The 21,436-nt window shown below is 34.6% G+C and carries 14 protein-coding genes; 9 read left to right on the top strand and 5 right to left on the bottom strand.

Features of this window, described 5'->3' with window-relative positions; translation table 11 throughout:
• Nucleotides 1–167: 167 nt before the first annotated feature.
• From DMA14_RS10720 to DMA14_RS10750, 7 genes are read left to right on the top strand one after another with little or no spacing between them, the layout of a single operon-like run.
• Nucleotides 168–1,175 (top strand): hypothetical protein, encoded by a 1,008-nt coding sequence (locus tag DMA14_RS10720; protein ID WP_111424675.1) that lies wholly within the window; start codon nt 168–170, stop codon nt 1,173–1,175.
• Nucleotides 1,172–2,161 (top strand): hypothetical protein, encoded by a 990-nt coding sequence (locus tag DMA14_RS22905; RefSeq protein ID WP_203418286.1) that lies wholly within the window; start codon nt 1,172–1,174, stop codon nt 2,159–2,161. Before DMA14_RS10720 ends, DMA14_RS22905 begins: the two co-directional genes overlap by 4 nt.
• Nucleotides 2,162–2,165: 4 nt before the next feature.
• Nucleotides 2,166–3,197 (top strand): tail fiber protein, encoded by a 1,032-nt coding sequence (locus tag DMA14_RS10730; RefSeq protein ID WP_111424676.1) that lies wholly within the window; start codon nt 2,166–2,168, stop codon nt 3,195–3,197.
• Nucleotides 3,194–4,396: a hypothetical protein gene (locus tag DMA14_RS10735; protein ID WP_111424677.1), complete on the top strand. Its 1,203-nt coding sequence runs from the start codon at nt 3,194–3,196 to the stop codon at nt 4,394–4,396. The genes DMA14_RS10730 and DMA14_RS10735 overlap by 4 nt, the downstream gene beginning before the upstream one ends.
• On the top strand, nt 4,393–4,848 hold the full coding sequence (locus DMA14_RS10740; protein ID WP_111424678.1) for a T9SS type A sorting domain-containing protein: 456 nt from the start codon (nt 4,393–4,395) through the stop codon (nt 4,846–4,848). The genes DMA14_RS10735 and DMA14_RS10740 overlap by 4 nt, the downstream gene beginning before the upstream one ends.
• 5 nt (nt 4,849–4,853) lie before the next feature.
• Nucleotides 4,854–11,249 carry an FG-GAP-like repeat-containing protein gene (locus DMA14_RS10745; RefSeq protein ID WP_111424679.1) on the top strand — a complete coding sequence of 2,132 codons (6,396 nt, stop codon included), beginning with the start codon at nt 4,854–4,856 and terminating at the stop codon, nt 11,247–11,249.
• 1 nt (nt 11,250) lies between these two features.
• Nucleotides 11,251–11,805 carry a hypothetical protein gene (locus DMA14_RS10750; protein ID WP_111424680.1) on the top strand — a complete coding sequence of 185 codons (555 nt, stop codon included), beginning with the start codon at nt 11,251–11,253 and terminating at the stop codon, nt 11,803–11,805.
• A 226-nt stretch (nt 11,806–12,031) separates the two neighbouring features.
• On the opposite strand, the gene DMA14_RS10755 is transcribed toward DMA14_RS10750, so the two are convergent.
• From DMA14_RS10755 to gndA, 4 genes are all read right to left on the bottom strand, one after another.
• Nucleotides 12,032–13,756, bottom strand: a complete 1,725-nt coding sequence (locus DMA14_RS10755; protein ID WP_111424681.1) for a tetratricopeptide repeat protein — start codon at nt 13,754–13,756, stop codon at nt 12,032–12,034.
• Nucleotides 13,757–14,085: 329 nt separating this feature from the next.
• Entirely contained in the window at nt 14,086–14,802 is a 717-nt protein-coding gene (pgl, locus tag DMA14_RS10760; RefSeq protein ID WP_111424682.1) for a 6-phosphogluconolactonase, read from the bottom strand.
• On the bottom strand, nt 14,783–16,324 hold the full coding sequence (gene zwf / locus DMA14_RS10765) for a glucose-6-phosphate dehydrogenase (RefSeq protein ID WP_111424683.1): 1,542 nt from the start codon (nt 16,322–16,324) through the stop codon (nt 14,783–14,785). Before zwf ends, pgl begins: the two co-directional genes overlap by 20 nt.
• Before the next feature lie 33 nt (nt 16,325–16,357).
• A complete protein-coding gene (gene gndA / locus DMA14_RS10770) occupies nt 16,358–17,767 on the bottom strand; it encodes an NADP-dependent phosphogluconate dehydrogenase (protein WP_111425028.1) in 1,410 nt (469 codons plus the stop codon).
• Nucleotides 17,768–18,151: 384 nt separating this feature from the next.
• Between gndA and DMA14_RS10775 the strand changes: the two genes are divergently transcribed.
• Entirely contained in the window at nt 18,152–19,915 is a 1,764-nt protein-coding gene (locus DMA14_RS10775) for a peptidase associated/transthyretin-like domain-containing protein (RefSeq protein WP_111424684.1), read from the top strand.
• 326 nt (nt 19,916–20,241) lie between these two features.
• Here the strand turns inward: DMA14_RS10775 and DMA14_RS10780 are convergent, their stop codons facing one another.
• Nucleotides 20,242–20,577 (bottom strand): winged helix-turn-helix transcriptional regulator, encoded by a 336-nt coding sequence (locus DMA14_RS10780; protein ID WP_008463411.1) that lies wholly within the window; start codon nt 20,575–20,577, stop codon nt 20,242–20,244.
• 98 nt (nt 20,578–20,675) lie between these two features.
• Here DMA14_RS10780 and DMA14_RS10785 point away from each other — a divergent pair, with 98 nt between their 5' ends.
• Nucleotides 20,676–21,419: an SDR family oxidoreductase gene (locus DMA14_RS10785; protein ID WP_111424685.1), complete on the top strand. Its 744-nt coding sequence runs from the start codon at nt 20,676–20,678 to the stop codon at nt 21,417–21,419.
• The last annotated feature ends 17 nt before the right edge of the window (nt 21,420–21,436 follow it).

The raw sequence follows: 21,436 nt of genomic DNA on the forward strand, positions 1-21,436 counted from the left end.
CTTGGAGAAATTAATGCTAAGCTTTTGCAGAAGATTGAGGAATTGACACTTTATATGATTGAAATGAAAAAAGAAAATGCTGAAATGAAAAAAGAAAATGTTTCGATTAAAGTAAATCAATTAAAATTGGAAGAAGAAATTAGAAATTTAAAAGATAGATAGGAACTATGAAGAAGATTTTGTTATTGTCAGTATTTGTCACGCAAATAAATTTTGCTCAAAATACTTTTCCATTACCATATGGAGATGTTGGAATTGGAACCATAAATCCAGCAGGTATTCTAGACTTGCAAAAACTAAACGCAAATTTAGTTTTTGACTTGAACACTAATAATTTATGTAAAATAATTAGTAAAGGCTGGAATGCTAATATCGATATGCATACATTTCAAATCAATGGAATCGAGAATTTGAATCAGCTTCATTTAAATACAAATGGCAATGTAGGCATTGGAACATTCAGTCCAAACTCAAAGCTGGATGTTTCAGGTCAGATTGCTAGTTATAATGCTGCTTTTGGTCAGTCAGATAAACAAACTAGTACTAAAAATTATGCAAATTTTAGCGCAAATAATCACGGAAGTGTTTTAGTGTCTTCTAATCTATATTTTTCTGATAATGATAATTTAAAAATCGCAAATACACATGGTACCATGTCAGGAGGGGCAATATTGCTTCCTGGGAATTCACAACCAAATCAAGGAAAAATATTATTCTATACTACTAATCCTGCATCGGTTGTGAAAGACCAATTGTTTTCTGGGTTTATTGCAATGGAGATTACAGGGAGCGGGAATGTTGGTATTGGACAAACAAATCCAAATAATAAGTTAGATGTAAACGGCACAATACATTCCAAAGAAGTAAAAGTTGATATGACAGGCTGGACTTGGCCTGATTTTGTGTTTAAAAAAGAATATGATTTGCCAACATTAGAACAAGTTGAAAAGCATATTGTAGAAAAAGGCCATTTAGAGAATATTCCAAGCGAAGAAGAGGTTTTGAAAAATGGAATTAACCTTGGGGAAATGAATGCTAAGCTTTTGCAAAAAATTGAGGAATTGACACTTTATATGATTGAAATGAAAAAAGAGAATCAAGTCTTGAAGAATGCAGTTGAAAAACAAAATAAAGAAATAGAGCTTTTGAAGATAAAAAACAGTAATCAAAAATGAAACTAAAATTAGCTTTATCAATAATCCTTATTAGTACTCTACCTTCTTATTCTCAACAAATAGGAAACGGATATGCTACTTACTTACAGGATTTTACTACTCCTTTATTCTCGGGAGTATATGGAGGACCTAATGCTATAGGAAAAGCGCCAGACAATAGTCATGATTGGCAACATCTGTTTGTTATTAGACATGCAAATTCTGAAAATAATTACCAACTGCAATTATCTTCTGCCTATAGCGAAAATGATAAATTGTTTTTTAGGAAAATCGATAATTCAGTAAATCCAGCATGGTATGAATTAGCAACAAGAGGAGTAAACACCTTCAGAGGAAACCAAACAGTTTTAGGAAGTTTAAATCTATGGGAAACAAACGAGAGCAGACCATATGGTCAAAATGTCGAAAGTAAATCAGTTTTAAAACTTTCAAGAAACGGAACTAATGGTTATAGTTGGAACGAACATGCAGAATTCAGAATTGGTCATGGAGGAACAGGTACTACTGGAAGTAAACTAGAATTATTTATTAATGGTAATGAAAACACAACTTCAATACCAGATCAGCAAGTAATGACATGGAATTATAATGGAAATGTTGGTATTGGACAAACAAATCCAAATAATAAGTTAGATGTAAACGGCACAATCCATTCCAAAGAAGTAAAAGTAGATATGACAGGCTGGTCAGATTTTGTATTTAAAAAAGAATATGATTTGCCAACATTAGAACAAGTTGAAAAGCATATTGTAGAAAAAGGCCATTTAGAGAATATTCCAAGCGAAGAAGAGGTTTTGAAAAATGGAATTAATTTGGGAGAAATGAATGCTAAACTTTTGCAGAAGATTGAGGAATTGACCCTTTATATTATTGAACAAAGTAAGGAGTTGAACAATCAGAAAATAGAAATAATTAGGTTAAATAAATATAATACAGAATTAGAACTAATTAAGTCTAGGATTCTGCAATTAGAGAAAAAAAGATAATCATATGACAAAAACTACATTTTTTTTAGCTTTTTTATCATCATTCGTAATTACCAAGGCTTCTGGTCAAATTTCAACATCTTTAAGTGTAGTAGACACTCGTGACAATAATGATTTGCCAAATTTTTCCAAACGTGATGTTAGAGCGGATTTTAAGTTAAGGTCTGTTATAGGGGTTCCTGGGAGCGGAACATATTCAACAAGTTTAACTTTTTCACCATGGGAAAATGTTGAGAATAGTGGAGAAAAAAATCATCAGTTAAATTTTAATAATGGGGGTGTTTTTTATAGAAATGCTTATCCAATGGATGCGCAATGGGGTGGATGGAAACAGTTGCTAATAACTGATGAAAATGGAAATTTAGGTATTGGAACAAACTTTCCAATGAGTAAATTATCTGTTTACGGCTCTGTAACCATGGGAGGTGGAGTTGGTAATAATACTTTACCAAGACCACTAATTAATGCAGGAACTCTACCATATGGTGAAATTAGAGGATATAGCGGTGCAGGAGATTTGTATGATGATGGTTTTTTAAGATTATCTGCTGGAGCTGGGACAGCTTCTAATGTTAAATCATTTATCGATTTATCTGGTTACTCAAATGTACCTGATATGAATGGTAATATAGTTTTTGGGACTTATGGTGCCGAGCGTATGCGTATTGACCGTAATGGTTATGTATCAATAGGCACAAGTGCTCCAGATGCATTATTAACCGTAAAGGGTACTATTCACTCTAGTGAAGTAAAAGTAGATTTAAATTTTCCTGCACCAGATTATGTTTTTGCTAATGACTATAAATTAAAAACACTCGATGAAGTTGAAGATTATATAAAAGGAAATAGTCATTTACCAGAAATTCCTTCGGCAAAAGAATTTGAGAAGAACGGAATAAATATTTCGGAAATGAATATGGCTTTACTAAAAAAAATTGAGGAATTGACTTTGTATATGATTGAAATGAAAAAGGAAAATGAAAAACAAAACCAAGAAATAAAAAATCTTAAACGCCAACTAAACACTAAAAAATGATAATAAAAAAAATAACTGCAATTTTATTGCTTTTTGCCTCTATTTCGTATGCGCAACAAATTGGAAATGGTCGGGCTTTAGAAATTCCAGATTTTTCAGCCCCTCTAGCGTCAGGGGTTTATCAAGGATCATTGCCAAATGGTATGAATCCTGATCAATCGTTTGGGTGGCAACATTTGTTCGTAATTAGACACTCTAATGATACAAATAATTATCAGTTGCAACTTTCTTCATCGTACACAATGAATGACCGATTGTTCTTTAGGAAAATTGCTGGAAGTCTTGAACCAAATAATCTTACTTGGATAGAATTAGCAACAAGAGGAACAAATAATTTCGTAGGTAATCAGAATATAGATGGTAATCTTGGAATTGGCTCTATTTCACCTAATGCCCCTTTAGACATCGTAACGAACCAGTCTGCACAAGGTATAATTATAAGAAAAAGAGCTTCTAATGATTTTGGTAATATTTCATTTTATGATAATTCTGGTTCAACTGGTTTGGCAGGAATTGGAGTAGGGCCAAATAGAATTAGAATAATGAGCGGAGGTTTGGGTGATGCATTCGAAAAATTTTCAATGACTTCAAGTGGCCTTGTTGGAATTAATTCAATAGCTCCATTAAATACATTTGAAGTTAAAGTACCAACAAGTACAGGTTCATCCAGCTCAGATGGTATTTCAATACACGATGGCGCTATCTACAGGTTGGGGATTAATATTGGAGTAAATACACAATATGAATATTCTTATTTGCAAGCTGTCAAAGGCGGCATAGGTCAAAAAAACATTATTATAAATCCCATTGGCGGAAATGTTGGAATAGGAATAACTAATCCGTCAAATAAGTTAGACGTCAAAGGCACAATCCACTCTCAAGAAGTAAAAGTGGACATGTTGGACTGGTCAGATTTTGTGTTTAAAAAAGAATATAGCTTACCAACATTAGAAGAAGTTGAAAAACATATTATAGAAAAAGGCCATTTAGAAAATATTCCGAGTGAAGAAGAGGTTGTGAAAAATGGAATTAATTTAGGAGAAATGAATTCGAAACTGCTTCAGAAGATTGAAGAGTTAACCCTGTATGTAATCGAGCAGAATAAGAAAACAGAACAATTGGAAAATTTTATTTCCAACCAGAATAGAGTTATATCAGAACAAAATAAACGTCTAGAAAAACTTGAAAATAAACAATGAAAAAATTAATTACACTTTTGTTATTGGGGTTTTGTGCTTTTACAAATGCCCAGCAGAAAATCACTTTCAGCTATGATTCGGCAGGAAATCAGATTTTGAGAAGTTTATGCCTTTCAGGATGCAGTCCAACTGGAAAATCAACAGAGGAGGTAAAAGAAATGGAAGCGGTTACTAATGATGATCTGCTTAAGTTTGCGAAGGAAGATGTTATTTCCTATTATCCTAATCCTGTAAAGGAGCAGCTTTATTTAAAATGGGAGCTGATAAATGACAATAAGGTTTCTTCCATTACAGTCTATGCATTATCTGGTCAGGTTCTGCAGAATTTTTCAAGAACAGAAAGCACAGATAACCAAGTCATTTCTTTTGGCGATTATCCGAGAGGGGTTTATTTAGTGGTTCTTAATTACAAAGACGGAGACCAGAAAACAATCAAAATTATTAAGCAGTAAAAAACATGAGGCAATTTTACGTTTTACTTATTTTTATAAGTTTCAATTTTTTTATGTCTGCTCAGTCAGCAGAAGTTGGTAGCACTCCAGGTGAATTATCAGTTTCGTTATCTGGAGCAGCAAATTATATAGTTCCAATCGCGGTTCCACCCGGCATAAATGGAATTGTACCACAGATAAATATTGTATATAACAGCCAAGCGGGAAGCGGAACAGCAGGATACGGCTGGAATATAGGAGGAATATCGACAATTAGCAGAATTGCTTCAACTAAGTTTCACGATGATGTAATAGATCCAGTGGATTTTGATAGTCTTGACAGATTTGCTTTTGATGGCAAGCGTCTAATTGTAAAAAATGGGACAGGGGGTGTTTATGGAGCAAATGAAACAATTTACGAGACGGAAAGTTTTTCAAATGTTAAAATAACTTCTTACGGAGTGCATCCAAGCGGTAGCAATTATGGACCAGCTTATTTTGTAGTTAGATATCCAGATGGTTCAAAAGCATACTACGGAAACTCTACCGATTCGTGTTCAATTACAGATTGGGCAATAACTTACTGGGAGAATGCACAAGGGGTGAGAATTAGCTACAGCTACTCCATAACCAATAATATATTAAATGTTACCTCTATAAAATATGGCACTTTATCAAATGTAGCGCCGATTAATGAGATTAAATTCAATTATGACTCTACATCTGGAGATGAACAAGGGTATGTAGGTGGACAAAGTTTGGTTAAAACGAAAAAATTAGCGAGCATAAGTACGGTTGGTAATGGTGTAGGGTTTAGAAATTACTTTTTCGATTACATTGCCACTTCGGAAGGCTATGATTTGCTATATAAAATTACGGAGAAAAGCGGAGATCTATCGAAAAGCTATAATCCAACGGTGTTTGAATATGATCCAAGTTCTGAGGTTATCCTGCCTAAACCAAGCACTTCAACTATACCTTTAGGCAATGTTAGCGCGCAAAATTCAGCTATAGTATCGGGAGATTTTGATGGCGATGCAAGAATGGATTTTGTGCTATATCCGACGACTGGTGCAAATGCAAAGAAGGAGTTTAGGCTATTTTCTAATATTGGAGGGAATTCTTCACTGGCCCCTTTGAAACAGTCTTTAGGTTATTTTGAATCAATTTTCCCTTCAACTGGTCTAACAAGTAATGGCAAAATGTTTCATTATCAAGGAATCACTGTCGCTCAGTTTGATACAGATCTTGATGCAGTAAATTTTACGACATATTATAATTCTAGTTATGGGCTTGCGCCTGAACAAGTAAAAAAGGCAGTATTTCCAAATAGAGATATCCAATCTTGTGATAACTATTACAGTCAAGGGCAAAAAAAGTTTTTTTTCAACGGTGATTTTAATGGAGACGGCTTAACAGATGTTGTAGCTCTTGATATGGATATGGATGAGTATTATTGTCAAGAAGATCCATATACCGGTGAGGTAAGATATATATGGTCAAAAAACAGTACAGGCGGAATATATTTTGTTGATCTTGACAGACGAAAGACCACGAACTTTGTGAATTATGCGGGAGCATTACAAGATTATTATCTTACAGGCAGCAGCAGGATAGAAACTTTTGATGTTAATGGTGATGGAAAAACAGATATTCTTCATTTTCAAAATGGAAAAGTCTCTGTTTACAGCTTAAATAATAATAATCAACTTGAATTGCTGTGGCAGAAGACGGATACTGATATTAAAATCAACCAATCCATTTTGCCAGGAGATTATAATGGCGACGGAAAAATGGATTTCATCATAACCAAAAGTTTTGGCCTTTATTCGTCTGATTATATTAAATATATCTCTATGGGGAATGATTTTGAAAAAATTCCACAGACTTATGCGTTTAATAATATGGGCAATACTGAAGACAGTCAAGCTATCTACACTTGCACGCTTATCCCTTTAGATACAAACGCCGATGGAAAAACTGATATTGTACAATTAAGATCAGTTTATGCCAAGACACAAGGTGCTGGAGCAGCAATTATAAATGTTTTTAAGAATATTAATTCAACATTTGCAGCTTCTGCTGTTCCTACTTTTCAGACTCCATACTCAAATACAGTGAAAAGCTATCCAATTCCGGTATTTTTGTCTCCTCAAACAAACAATCAGTATACATCGGTGGGACTGATAAGTGATAGTCAGATATATGCTTTTGATTCACAAGATAATTTTAGCAGAAAAGGACTTATAAAAAGCATTACGGACGGAAATCAGGTAAAAAGAACAATAACGTATAGTCCGCTGCAACAAGATCAATACGAACCATTTTATACACCGCATATATTTATTGAGAATTTTCCAAATATCGATATTGTTGCCGCTCCAAATTTTAAAGTGGTCACAAAATTGGAAGAGCAAAGCGTTGGACAGTATAAAAAACAGATTTTCACTTATGCAGGTGCGGTATCAAATGCAGAGGGATTAGGTTTTCTGGGCTTTAGATCAACAATGAGGTCAAACTGGTATGAAGATGAATCCAAGATGATTTCTAATATTTCTAAGTTTGATATTTTGCAGCGTGGAGCGAACATTGAAAATTATCAAGTGCTCGGTTTCCACTATCCATTATTTCCAGCAACAAATCAAATTCCAAGAATAATCACTAAAGAACAGAATTATGTTGTAAATGACTCGGATAATTTAGTAGCTACGCAGAGAATTATTTTAAAACCTAAAACTATTATCCAATCGGGAAGTACATTTTCAGCAAAAATAGTTGCAGAGGAAAACAATTCGACAAATGTACCCAATAATTACATTACAAAATCGACTCTGACCTTCGAAAGCGATTTATTACCCAATAAGGTTTTTAAAATACAAAACACAGTTGTCAATCAGTTTAATAATTTAGAGGGGACAAGCACCGAAACAATCAATGCTTATGATGACTATAATAATGTAACAGGCTCTAAAATTTTATATAAAGAAGGGAGTTCTGTTGTAAAGACCGCTAAATTTGATGTGGTTTATCAGGCTCCAATACAAGCTCCATATATTGTAGGGCGACCAAGTTCTAAAACGCAAAGCGTGTCTGTAAACGGGGATAGTATGAGTAGTAAAGAAATTTATTCTTATAATGGTAATCAGCTATTAGAAACAATTGAAAAATCTGGACAGGGAACATCGACTATAAAGGAAAAGAATGATTATGACAGTTTTGGTAATATTGTAAGAAAAACAATAAGTCCGCCAAGTTTGCCTGCTAGGGTTACAAATTATGAGTATGATTCTTCAGGGAGGTTTTTAATAAAGAGCACTGATATTGAAGGATTAACTAAGACATTTGTGTATAATTCCAGTTCAGGCGTGTTGGATAATGAGACAAATCAGAATGGATTAAAAACTTCTTATTTGTATGATAGTTGGTTTAAGAAAGAACACACAACAGATTATTTAGGCAAGAGTAATCACTATGTATACAGCCGAAGTGCTGAGAAAACAATAGTAACAAATACTGGTGATGATAACAGCAGTATTGAGGAGACTTTTGATGATTTGGGCAGGAAAGTCAAAGTGAGAATTAAAGACGTCACAGGTAATTTTTCATCAGTAGATTATTCCTATGATATAGAAGGTCGAAATTACAAGGTAAGTGAACCTTATTTTACAGGGAGTCCTTCCCAGTTTAGCGAGACCAAATACGATGTGTATGGCAGAGTAGAAAATACGATTTCGTTTACTGGAAAAAAAGTGGATTATACTTATTCTGGGTTAACAACTACTGTTAGTGAAAATTCCAAAACTAAAATATCTGTTAAAAATGCTGCAGGTAATGTCATATCTATGACAGACAGCCCTGGAGGAACTGTTACTTATACGTATTTTGCTAATGGAAATTTAAAAGAATCAGACTATGGAGGGGTAAAGACAACGATAACGCAAGATGGCTGGGGAAGAAAAATCAAGCTTGTAGATTCTTCTGCAGGAATATACAGTTATGAATATAATGATTTTGGTGAAATAACAAAAGAAACGACGCCAAATGGTGTTACTACATATACACTTGATGATTATGGAAAAGTAAAAGAAAAGACTATATCAGGAAACCTTACAAATAGTAAGACGACGTATCTTTACGATTCAAGCTCGAAACTACTCCTAAAAAGCGAGTTTCAAGATTTCGCAAATGGTGGAAGTATTACAAATGAGTATTTTTATGATTCTTACAAAAGGATTAATAGAACAGTTGAAGCTACACAATATGCATTATTTACAAAAGACTTTGAATACGACGCTTTTGGAAGAGCCAGTAGTACCACGTTTACTGCACAGGCAGCTGGAAAAGGAAGCACAAGAAAAGTAAAAAACACTTATAGTAATGGAGCCCACTGGCAGATTTTGGATGATGCAACTTCGGCTGTCTTATGGCAAACCAATACTTTGGATGCAAGAGGAAAACTTTTAACAGCAGTATGCGGACCGGTTTCGATAGTAAATTCATATGATATTTATGGATTTGCTAAGGAGTTTAATTATAATCTAGCGGCTAATACTGCTATAAATATTCTAAAATTAGGTGCTGATTTTGATCCTGTAAAAGCGAATTTGAAGAGTAGATCAAATAGTCTGTTTAACCGAAGTGAAACTTTCAAATATGATGCATTAGACCGTTTGACAGAATTTACAAATTTGCAGGGTAATCAAGAAACCCAGTCGTATGATGACAGAGGAAGGATACTTCAGAATAGTGTCGGATTATATAATTATACTAATACTAATAAACCCTATCAAAATACATCTGTAGATGTTACTGCGGATGCTTTGGCATATTACTCTGGAAGGCAGACTCTAGATGTTACCTACAATGTTTTTAAAAGCCCTGTAGAAATTGTGGAAGCGGGTATTGACAGAATCAGCTTTAATTATAATGATAGCAATTCAAGAAGCGCCATGTTTTATGGAGGTCTCCAAGAGAATAAATTCTCAAGGAATTATGCGAAATACTATTCTGCAGATGGTTCTATGGAAATTAAGCATAATCTAACAAATGGAGCTGTAGATATTATAACATATATTGGTGGTGACGGATATACTGCGCCAATTATATTAAAGAGCAATGGAATATCTCAGAATTATTTATATTTATTGCGAGATTATCTGGGGTCGATTGTTGCTATTACAGATCAATCTGGTGCTGTTGTAGAGAAAAGGCTTTTTGATGCTTGGGGAAATATCGTATCTGTACAGGATGGGGTAGGGAACTCTTTAGCAGGACTGACTATCTTGGATAGAGGCTATACAGGGCATGAGCATTTGCAGAGTGTAGGTATTGTACACATGAATGGGCGTTTATATGATCCAAAATTGCACCGTTTTATGCAACCTGACAATTATGTTCAGGATCCTTTCAATACCCAGAATTTTAACCGTTATGGCTATTGCTGGAATAATCCATTAGTTTATACTGACCAAAGTGGAGAGTTTGTGTGGTTTGTTCCGTTAATATATGCAGCAATAAATGTTGGTGTAGATTTAGTTAAAAATAATGGAAAGATGAATATTGGTCAAATTTCAATGTCAGCAGGTATGGGTGCAATAAGTGGTCTTACTAGTGGTGCAACAACTGTAGGTGGAGCTTTTTTAGGTGCAGGAATTGGACAGCTTAATAAATTTATGCCTAGTATGACTTTATATGAATCAAGTGGATTTAATTTAGGTATTTCTCCTATGATAGGTTTTGGAACTAGTGGTTTCAATGTAGGAGCGAGTTTAAATGCCGACGCGAAAATCGGCGATGTAGCATTAGGTGCAAGCTTTGGTTTTGGGTATAATTCTGGGACTAGTAGTTTAGGAGAATCATCTGGTGGTAGTGGCTTTTATAATTATGGTGGTTATTTAGCATACAATGATGGTCATGCAAATTACGGATTAGGATATTCATTCAATACATTTGGGGGTAAAACGGGACAAGGTGTTGCTGCAATTAGCATATTAGCTGGTGATTTTACCTTAAGAATAGATGAAGATTATTTAGGTGATAAAGGTGATCGTTACAGAACAGGTGGAATGCTTGCAACTTATAAAGTTAATAATGATTTGACATTAGCATTTGGAGGAAGCATGATGACTGGAGATGCATTTGGTGAGGATGCTATTGGAGGAAATCCTTACGTATTAGATGGACGTGGTATGCATAAAAATGAAATCATGCCACAATTAAGAGCTGGGACAATGTATGGTGGAGTTATTTATAAGGGGCATGCTAGTTTTTATGGACATAATAATGAAAAAAGACTTCACAGTATACAAAATTGGATTCATAGACAAAAAAGTTTTATTACACCGTATTTTCCTGATAGAGGTTTATCATCAAAGGCATATAATTACTCAGGAAGCTATAATTCTAATTATTTATTCTATTAGCATGAAAAAAATTATACTAATATTAAGTTTATTTTTGTTTTGTTGTTGTAATGTAAAATATTACATTACAACTGAGGGAGGGTATCGTTTATATGATTCTACAAAATTTAAATATAATAAATTAGAGTATACAAAAATGAGTAAATCTGCTATTGATACAAATTGTATATACATAATGGATTCTACTTACAATAAATGGGATGATATAAAAATTAAAAAAGAAAATTACAGATTTGTAAGATTTTTTTCAAAAGGGCAAGTTTTGTTTATATATAATAATGGAATGCCAAATTTAGAGATGATAAATAATAAGAATATAGGGATTCCAGGTTATTACTATATTGAAGGGAAAAAAATAAAAATCAATATGTTTAAAAATATAAATGGGGGGATTCTTATTGATTATTTTGGAGAGATTAATTCAGACGGTAATATTATTTTTTATGAACAACCAACAGGAAGATTTTCTTTGGAGAAAACAAAAGATTATAATGGAAAGTCATTTTGGTCTAAGGTAAAAGTTGAAAAGATGGAGCATTATAAGCTAGATTGGTAATAATGTAATTTTTAAGAAGTCTTAAGTGGAATTATATCAATTAAGTCTGCAAAGAGTTCTAAAACTGAAAAGTTGCACAAATGTTTCTTAGCTTTACAAAGAGTTCTAAATTTAAATTAAAAAACTGCGCAAATGTCTCTGACTTTGCGCAATTTTTTTTGGTTTTAGAATTTCTAAACGTAATAAAAGTCTCTGACTTTTTACGATGACATCTTAAAAAGTAAAATCACTCCACAATACTAGAAGAATCCTTAATCTCAAAATCAGCATATTGCCAAGCATCATCAAAAGAGTTTTTAATTTTTAAAGCCTCTTTTTCTTTTTTCTGGAGTGCTAAAGCATTATAAAGTCCGATTAGGGCGAAGCCGTTTTTTGGGAGTGTTTGTAAATCTTGTCTGTAGATTTTTTCTGCTTCGGCATATTTTCCTGCTTTAAGCAAAACAGTTCCTAAATAATGTCTAACGGAGAAAAACCAATCTGGCGGTTCGTTGTAATTTAATTGATCTTCGATTGCGATTGCTTTATTTAAAAGAGCAATAGCTTTATCCAAATTATTCTTTTTCGCTTCAACTCCCGCAGAAAGAACATTATTAGCAATCTGAACCAGATCGTAGGTTGTATTGATATTCCAGATAGTAACCTCTTTTAAGGTTTTATCTTTGGCTAATTGGTTCAGAGAAGCAAGCTGTTTTTCGGCATTGGCAATGTCATTTTTTCCGAGATACGCCATTCCTCTGGCATAATGCCAAATCGCATTTGGATATACGAGATCCTTTTCAGGTTGCGGAATCTCCATAATTTTATCCCACATCGAAAATTTTACAGCGATATAATACGGAATGCTATAATAATGTTGCAAAGTTCCCCAACCTGCCTCGCGCATAATTTTGGGAGATATGTGTTGTTGTAATATTTGCGCCGATTCCCAAGCCAATTTTGAATTTCCTTCTAAAGCCGCTGTTGCCACCAAAAAATGATAATTGTGTGGATAATAGGCTAGAGGATAAGCGCCTTGTGCATGGCAGGCAGTTGTATACAAACTATCAATTTTAACTGCTTCAATGTTTGAAAGCGTACCTTGATGATAATCTCCCGTACGAATGTAAATATGAGAAGGCATGTGCACCAAATGGCCTGATCCTGGAACTAATGTTTCTAGTAATTTGGCACTTTTAAGTCCGTTTTCTGGATGTGATGATGCTTCTACAGCATGAACCAAAAAATGATGTGCGCCTGGATGCTTCGGATTTTTTTTGATTAATTCGTTTAAAACAGCAAGTATTTCTGGAGTCCATTTTTTAGGTATTCCAGTGCCTTTTTCATACAAATCCCACGGATGGAGATTCATTTGAGATTCGGCATAAAGAGCGCCAATATCAGGATCTGAAGGAAACTGAGTGTATACTTTTTTCATCGCTTCGGCATACGCAATGTCGAGCGGTTTTCTATCAGCAGGAGGATTTTTAGCATAACGAACTAATAATGCATCAATCATAGCAATTTCTTTCGGAGAACATTTCGCAGAAAGTTTCTTAGCTTTTTGAGCCGAATCATAAGCCCTTTGAAAATTATCTTCTTCCATTCCCGCATTATAATTCGGACCTAAAACATAAGCAAAACCCCAATATGCCATAGCACAATTGGGATCTAAACGCGAAGCTTCATAAAAAGATCTTGCAGCTTCGGCGTGATTAAATCCGTACGCCAGCATCATTCCTTGATTAAAGTATTCTTGCGCTTCGGGATTATGGGTTGTAATTTTAAAATTTACGCCGTCAAGTCCTTTAAATTTTGGTGCTTTTTTGTTTTGGGTGTACCAATCTTTATCGTTCGTTTTCGGAATATAGCACCCTTGCGAAGCGCTGACTTTAACTGATTTGGGTTCAGTGTTTTTATCTTTACAACAAACAAAAAGAAGAAAAACAGCAATTAGAAAGTAATTAAATTTCATTGCAAAATAGATTTGAAATTATATAATCAGTGTAATAGCTCAAAAGAAAAAAAATGATGCTTATAGTATAATAGTTTGATACGGAGAGTATTAAACAAAATTAAATAAAAAAGAAATAGGTTTTTTTGTAAATATTTGTTTTTCAGTGTTTTGTAATCAGTTTTGAATTGCTTTGAGCATATAGTTCTCCCGCAGATTTAGCAGATTCAGCAGATTTTTTTAATTATAATATCTGCCAAATCTGCTAAATCTGCGAGAGAAAAAAATCAAAAAAATAAGGTCTACACTTTTCAGTATAGACCTTAAATTATATGGAAATAAACAATTTCTTAGTTTGTTCCAGCGGCAACTTTATCTACCAAAAACAATAACTCGCCCGAAACTGGTTTAATCAATTGCATTGGATAAAGAGTTGGATTGTATTCGCCAGTTGTCACTTCTTTCAAAGCATTGATTTTCTTTTCTCCAAAAGCTACTACTACAATTTTTTCTGCTTTGTTAATTAACGGAGCAGTAAGTGTAATTCTATACATTTTCTGAGGAGCCAAATAATAAGCATCAACCCATTTGGTTTGCTCTTCAAGAACTGCTTCACCTGGGAAAAGAGAAGCTGTGTGTCCGTCGTCTCCCATACCTAAAAGAATCAAGTCAAATTTGCCTTCTTCACCTAAAACAGTTCTGATAGACTTTTCGTATTCAGCTGCATAATCCTCAGGAGTAACACCATCTTTGTACATTTCAAAAATGTTTTCTTGCGGAATAGGAACGTGGCTTAATAAAGTTGAATAAGACATTTTAGCATTACTCAAATCATCATTTAACGGAACCCATCTTTCGTCACCCCAAAAAATATACACTTTGCTCCAGTCTATTTTATTTCTGTAAGCATCAGAAGCCAATAATTTATAGATTCCAGCTGGAGAAGAACCTCCTGTAAGAACAGCTGTAAATTTGCCATTTGCTACAATCGATTTCTGAGCCGATTCTACAAAAAGATCTGCTGCTTTAGTATTAATTTCGTCGGTGTTATTGTATATCTGTACCATCTAGAATTTCTTCTTCTTTTTTAATGTTTTGTGTATTCGGAATCCATTTGTGGCCTTGACGTGCTAACAATTCATCAGCTTCTTCAGGTCCCCAGCTTCCTGCTTTGTAATTTGGGAAATTTTTTGGAGGTGTTGTTTTCCAAACTTGCTGAATTGTTTCAATTGCATCCCAAGCTTCTTCCACCTGATCCCAACGCATAAATAGGGTAGGATCTCCTAATAATGCATCTGCAATTAAGGTTTCATAAGCTTCTGGTGACATTGTTGAACAAGAAAAATAATCAAAAACCATCTCCGCAGGTCTTAAAGACATCGATAAGCCTGGTTTTTTGGTCATAAACTGCAGTTTAATGTCCATTGAAGGCTGAATGTTGATAATCAGTCGGTTTGGTGTCATACCTTCTTTCCCGTATGAGAACGAAGAATGAGGCACTGGTTTAAACTGAATAATGATCGAAGATTGTTTTTCTTCCATTCTTTTTCCAGAACGCAAGTAGAACGGAATTCCCTGCCATCTCCAGTTATCCAAATAGATTTTCATTGCTACATAAGTTTCTGTATTAGAATCTGGCGCAATGCCTTTATCTTGACGGTAACCCGGAACAGGAACTCCTTTTATTTCTCCAGCATCGTACTGACCTCTAACGATATAATGATCAACTTCTTCTGGTTTAATACGACGAATTGACTTTAAAACATCTGCTTTTCGATTACGAATATCATCAGCATTTAAAGAAGCAGGCGCTTCCATTGCCGTCATACATAAAATCTGAAACAAGTGATTCTGAATCATATCTTTCAATGCACCAACACCTTCGTAGAATCCGCCGCGTTCTTCAACACCAACTTCTTCTGCAACGGTAATTTGCACGAAATCAATGAAATTACGGCTCCATAAAGGCTCAAACATTGAATTTCCAAAACGGAAAGCCAAGATATTTTGAACCGTTTCTTTTCCTAAATAGTGGTCAATTCTATAAATCTGCTCTTCTTTGAAAGTCTGCGAAAGCATTTCATTCAACTCGATTGCAGAAGCTTTATCGTAACCAAATGGTTTTTCGATAATAATACGATCTTGTTTCGGATTTGCAGCAAGTCCGATTTTCTTGATGTTGCTTGAAATCGTTGAAATGAAAGAAGGCGTAATCGAAAGATAGAAAAGACGATTAGAACGTTCGCCAAAGGCAAGGTCAAAATTGTTTATTTTTTCATTTAATCCAATGTACGACTCTTCTTTATCGATATCAAGACTGTGGTAAGTGATGTGCGAAAGAAATTTTTCTGTTTCTGGATCATCAATTCCTTTTCTTCTTGAGAATAGATTTAGATTTTCTGCTACATAAGCACGAAAATCTTCATTGGTTTTTTCAGCTCTTCCAAGAGCAATAATCTGAAACTTTTCAGACATACGTCCGTCAAGATACAGATTTTGAAAAGCGGGGAATAGCTTTCTCTTTGCTAGATCTCCAGTTCCACCAAAAATAACAATGATTGTTGGATTCTTTAGTTTATTTTTAGTCATTGTGTGGTTTAGTTGTGTTGTTTTTTAGTTGTCTTATTCAGCCCATTGGGTATGGAAAACACCTTCTTTGTCGATACGTTCGTAAGTGTGTGCTCCAAAGAAATCGCGTTGTGCCTGAATTAAGTTTGTTGGCAGATTTGCAGATCTGTAAGCATCAAAATAAGCCAGCGAATTCATTAATCCTGAAACAGGCAAGCCTTTTTGAACTGCAAATTGAATTACAGCACGCATTCCTGCTTGATTTTCGGTTAGTTTTGAAGCAATTCCGTTATCCAAAAGCAAGTTTGGCAAGTCTGATTTTGCAACATAAGCTTTTCTAAAATCTTCTAAAATAGTCGCACGAATAATACATCCGCCACGCCAGATTTTAGCAACCGTTTCTAAATTTAATCCATAATTGTATTCTTTAGAAGCCGTGTGTAACTGTGCTAAACCTTGAGCGTAAGTTACTACGATAGAAAAGAATAAAGCAGATTTTAAAGATGCAATTGCTTCGCTTTGAGAAACATTTGTTTCGCTAGCGTTCCAAACTAATTTTTTAGCTGCTTCAATTCTTTCTGGTTTTGTTTTAGACATATCACGCATGTTAACCGCTGCGTCGATTGTTGGAACTGGAACTTGCAAGTCCATTGCATTTTGCGAAGTCCATTTTCCTGTTCCTTTAGATCTTGCCCAATCCGAAATTTTATTGATTAAAAGACCTCCGTCTGTATCTTCTTGTTTCAAGATTTTTCCTGTGATTTCAATCAGATATGATCTCAAATCATCAGTTTGGTTCCATTCTTCAAAAGTTTTCTGAATCGTTGAATCATCTAGATTATAACCTCTTTTCATTAAGTCATAAATCTCAGAGATCAATTGCATGATTCCGTATTCAATTCCGTTGTGAACCATTTTCACATAGTTTCCAGCAGAACCATTTCCTAAATATTCTACACAAGGTTCGCCTTCTACTTTTGCCGCAATTGCTTCAAAAATAGGACGTAATCTTTCATACGCTTTCTGATCTCCTCCTGGCATCATAGCAGGACCGAAACGAGCACCTTTTTCACCGCCCGAAATTCCCATTCCAAAGAAGTGAATTCCTTTTTCAGACAATTCAACAAATCTTCTGTCTGTATCTGTAAAATAAGTGTTTCCGCCGTCAATAATGATGTCTCCTTTGTCTAAGTGAGGCAATAAACTAGCGATGGCACTGTCAACTGGTTTTCCCGCAGGAACCAATAACATAATCGCTCTTGGCTGCTGAATAAGCTCTACAAAATGTTTTACATCTGTAGTTGCTTCAATAGTGTGATTAGCATCGGCTTCTTGTTGAAGAGAATTGACTTTTTCGGTGTCTAAGTCTAAACCTGCAGCCGCAAAGTTATGGCTGGCGATATTTAAAAGTAAGTTACGACCCATTACGCCGAGTCCTACAATTCCAAAATCAAATTTGCTCATAGTTTTCAATTAACTAAATTATTAGAAGAATGTTTTTGCAGCAAAAAGTAAGAGAAAGTATGGTAATTCTTTTTCATTCAATGTTTTGCCAAAAAACAATGGTTATTTTAATCTTACATTTCAAAATGTAGACCGCTAAGTTAGAGAAAAATGCTGAAAAATAAGGGGTAAAATCGTTCAGTTTTGGTCTTTATTGTGATACTTTTTATGTGTAAAATTTACGCTTATTACTGCTGTTTTTCAACTAAATCGTTGTAATACTGCTAATGCCAATTATATAAAAAAAATATAAGAAAGGGTATTGAAAATATAGGAATTGAGGTAATTTTGGAAACCCAATCATTGGATCCAAGATTTAATTCATTAAAGTATTATATCCTTTTTATGCCAAGAAACATAAAGTTTGTTTTTACCGCCATCTTTTTAGCCCTTACTTCGGGTATCTTTTTTAAAGCAAATGCACAGTCGGTATTAGAAAATGAAATTTCTATTCAAGCAGATAAGAAACCATTAGGCATTGTTTTGGGCCTAATGGAAGAGAAAGGAAATTTTAGATTTGCTTATTATGGCAAACTAGCTGTAAAAGATAGCATCGTTAGCATTCATGCCGATAATAATACCATAAAAGGAGTTTTAGATGAGTTGTTAGGTGCCAAATATGAGTTTAAAGAGTCTCCAGGATTTGTTATTGTTCGTTATGCGCCTTTAGAACTTGCTTTGGTGTTAGAAAAAAACATCGTTATGAGTGACGGACAGCAAATTGTAATCGGTTATATTGTAGATACAAAAACGAACAATCGCATTGAAAATGTTAGTGTATTGGAGAAAAATGCATTGCTGTCTACATTGACCAATAAAGATGGTTTTTTTGAACTTCGATTAAAAAATGCACCTCAAGCGATAGAACTGACAGCAGTTAAAGAGAATTATAAAACGGTGACGATGGTATTTCTTTCTGAAATTAAAATTCAGATGGGAGACAAAAAGAATAAAACAGATTATATCGATGGCGATTTCTCTGCAATTGAAAGATCAGGAATTGGACGTTTCTTTATTTCTTCCAAACAAAGAATACAAGCGCTCAATCTGGGAGGATTTATTTCTAAAGTTCCCGTACAAGCTTCTTTAGTTCCAAGTATCAGTACGCGTGGAATGCTGAATACGCAGATTGTCAATAATTTTTCTTTAAATATTTTGGGAGGTTATAATGCAGGAGTTCGCGGATTAGAAATGGCTGGACTTTATAATATTAACCGTATGAATGTGGATGCACTTCAAATGGCCGGGATATTTAATACCGTTGGAGGATCTGTAAACGGAGTTCAGTTAGCCGGAATCTATAACAATGTTTTTGGCAATTTAAGAGGGTTGCAGATAAGCGGTATTCATAATAGTGTGAAAGGCTCGCAAATTGGATTGCAAATGAGCGGTATTTATAACAACGTCTATAAAGATTCAAAAGGACTTCAAATTGCAGGAATTAGCAATACTGTAAAGGGTTCGCAAAACGGATTACAGCTTTCGGGAATTTGCAATATTGGAAAAGATACAGTGCGAGGCGCTCAAATTACAGGTCTTTTTAATTATGCTAAAGAATTAGAAGGAGTCCAATTTGGATTAGTCAACATTACAGATTCGCCATCTGGTTATAGTTTTGGTCTCTTAAATTTTAAAAAAGGCGGTTATAAAAAAATCAGCATTACAAGCAACGAAATTTCAGATATAAATCTTGCTGTAAAAACAGGAGACCATAAAATGTATACGATTTTGATGGCAGGAAGAAGCGATCGAAAAGATGAAGAAAAGTTATTTTCTTTCGGAATTGGATTAGGAAAGAACATTCCGTTAGGAAAACGCTTCACTTTTAATCCCGAATTTAGTACGCAGTATCTTTATTTAGGAAATTGGGATATCTACAACTCCTTATCTAAATTTGATTCCTCTTTTTCTTTTCAATTGTGCAAAGGCGTAGCAATATCTGGAGGACCTTCTTTGAATTTTTATTGGTCTGAGAAACAAGATAAAGACGGCAATTTAAATACCTCGACATTTGTTCAAGATCGTACCAAACACTCTACTATAATCAAAAATAACAGCAGAGATATTTTGGGATGGATAGGGTGGAGTTTTGGATTGACCTTTTTTTAAGAATTTCTAATGATTTCCCAGTGATGTGATTATTTCCTTAATGCTTAAACTTTGACTTTTTGTCGAATAATTTTAAACACATAGTCCCGATAGCTATCGGGATAGATTTTTTTTTACCCCGTAAAAGAGTAAAAAAAGAAACTCGTTTCTAACACATAGTAACTATGTGAATTAATGTAAGTGAAACGCCTTTATACACAATCTGCATCTATGTTTCTACGTGTTTAAAATAATTGTTTGCGTCTCTCTATTTTTCTCTCGCAGATTCAGTTGGTAAAGCAGATTTTTTTGATTTGTATAATCTGCAAAATCTGCGCAAGAATATTTTAAGAGTTTCTAATGATTTCCTCTCGATGCGATTTTCCCCATTTGATCATTTCTTCAATTACAGGGCCAAAAGATTTGCAATAAGGAGTCGATTCGTATTTGACCTGAATTTCGGCATCGCGATCTTCAGTTCTTTTAATCAGCATGTTTAATTCCATTTCTTTAAGTTCTCGCGAAAGCATGCGTGTCGTAATTCCCGGAATACTTCGTTCGATTTCTCTGAAACGATGATTTCCGTTGCAGATCGAATTGATGATTGGCAAACGCCATTTTCCGCCCAAAACATGCAGCGTGTCCTGAAGCGCTTGTACTTCTTCTTTCTGGTTTCTTTCCATCTTGTTTAATATTAGTTTGGTATACTCCATGATACTGGTTACAAAGTTATACCAATTTGAATTTAAATTTGCCAAATAAATTTTAAATAATCAAAAAGATGGAAAATCTAAAAAATAAAACAGCCGTTATAACAGGCGGAAACAGCGGAATAGGTTACGCAACAGCCAAACAATTAAAAGAGCAAGGCGCAAACGTAATTATTACAGGAAGAAGAAAAGAAGCCATAGAAAAAGCCGCTTTAGAACTAGGCGTTACAGCTATCACAGCAGACCAATCAAATATTTCGGATATCGAAAAACTGGCAGAAAAGGTAAAAACCGATTTCGGTTCGGTTGATATTTTGTTTATCAATGCGGGAATTGCAGGTTTAGGAACAATTGAACAAACTACAGAAGAATTGTACGACAGCATTATGAATGTGAATCTAAAAGGTGCTTTTTTCACTTTAAGTAAATTTATCCCGATTTTGAAAGATGGCGCTTCGGTGGTATTCCTTTCTTCGAATACTGCAAGCATGCCAGGTCCGGGATCTTCTGTTTATTCGGCGAGTAAAACAGCTTTGAATTCGTTTATGAGATCGGCTGCTTTAGAATTAGCGCCAAGAAAGATTCGTGTCAATTCGGTTAGCCCAGGACCAACTCAAACCGAAGTCATGAACAAAGTAGGTCTAGACGAAGCCACCGTAAAAGGCATTATGAATGTCGTAGTAGAAAAAGTCCCGCTAAAACAAATGGGAAGGGCAGAAGATGTGGCTAAAATGGTTTCGCATTTGAGTAGCGAAGCTGCGGTGTTTATGACGGGTGCTGATGTTATTATGGATGGTGGGATGAGTTTGGGATAAAAACATTTCTATTGAAA

Source organism: Flavobacterium sharifuzzamanii (genome assembly GCF_003254585.1).
In the GTDB taxonomy this organism is placed as follows: Bacteria; Bacteroidota; Bacteroidia; order Flavobacteriales; family Flavobacteriaceae; genus Flavobacterium; species Flavobacterium sharifuzzamanii.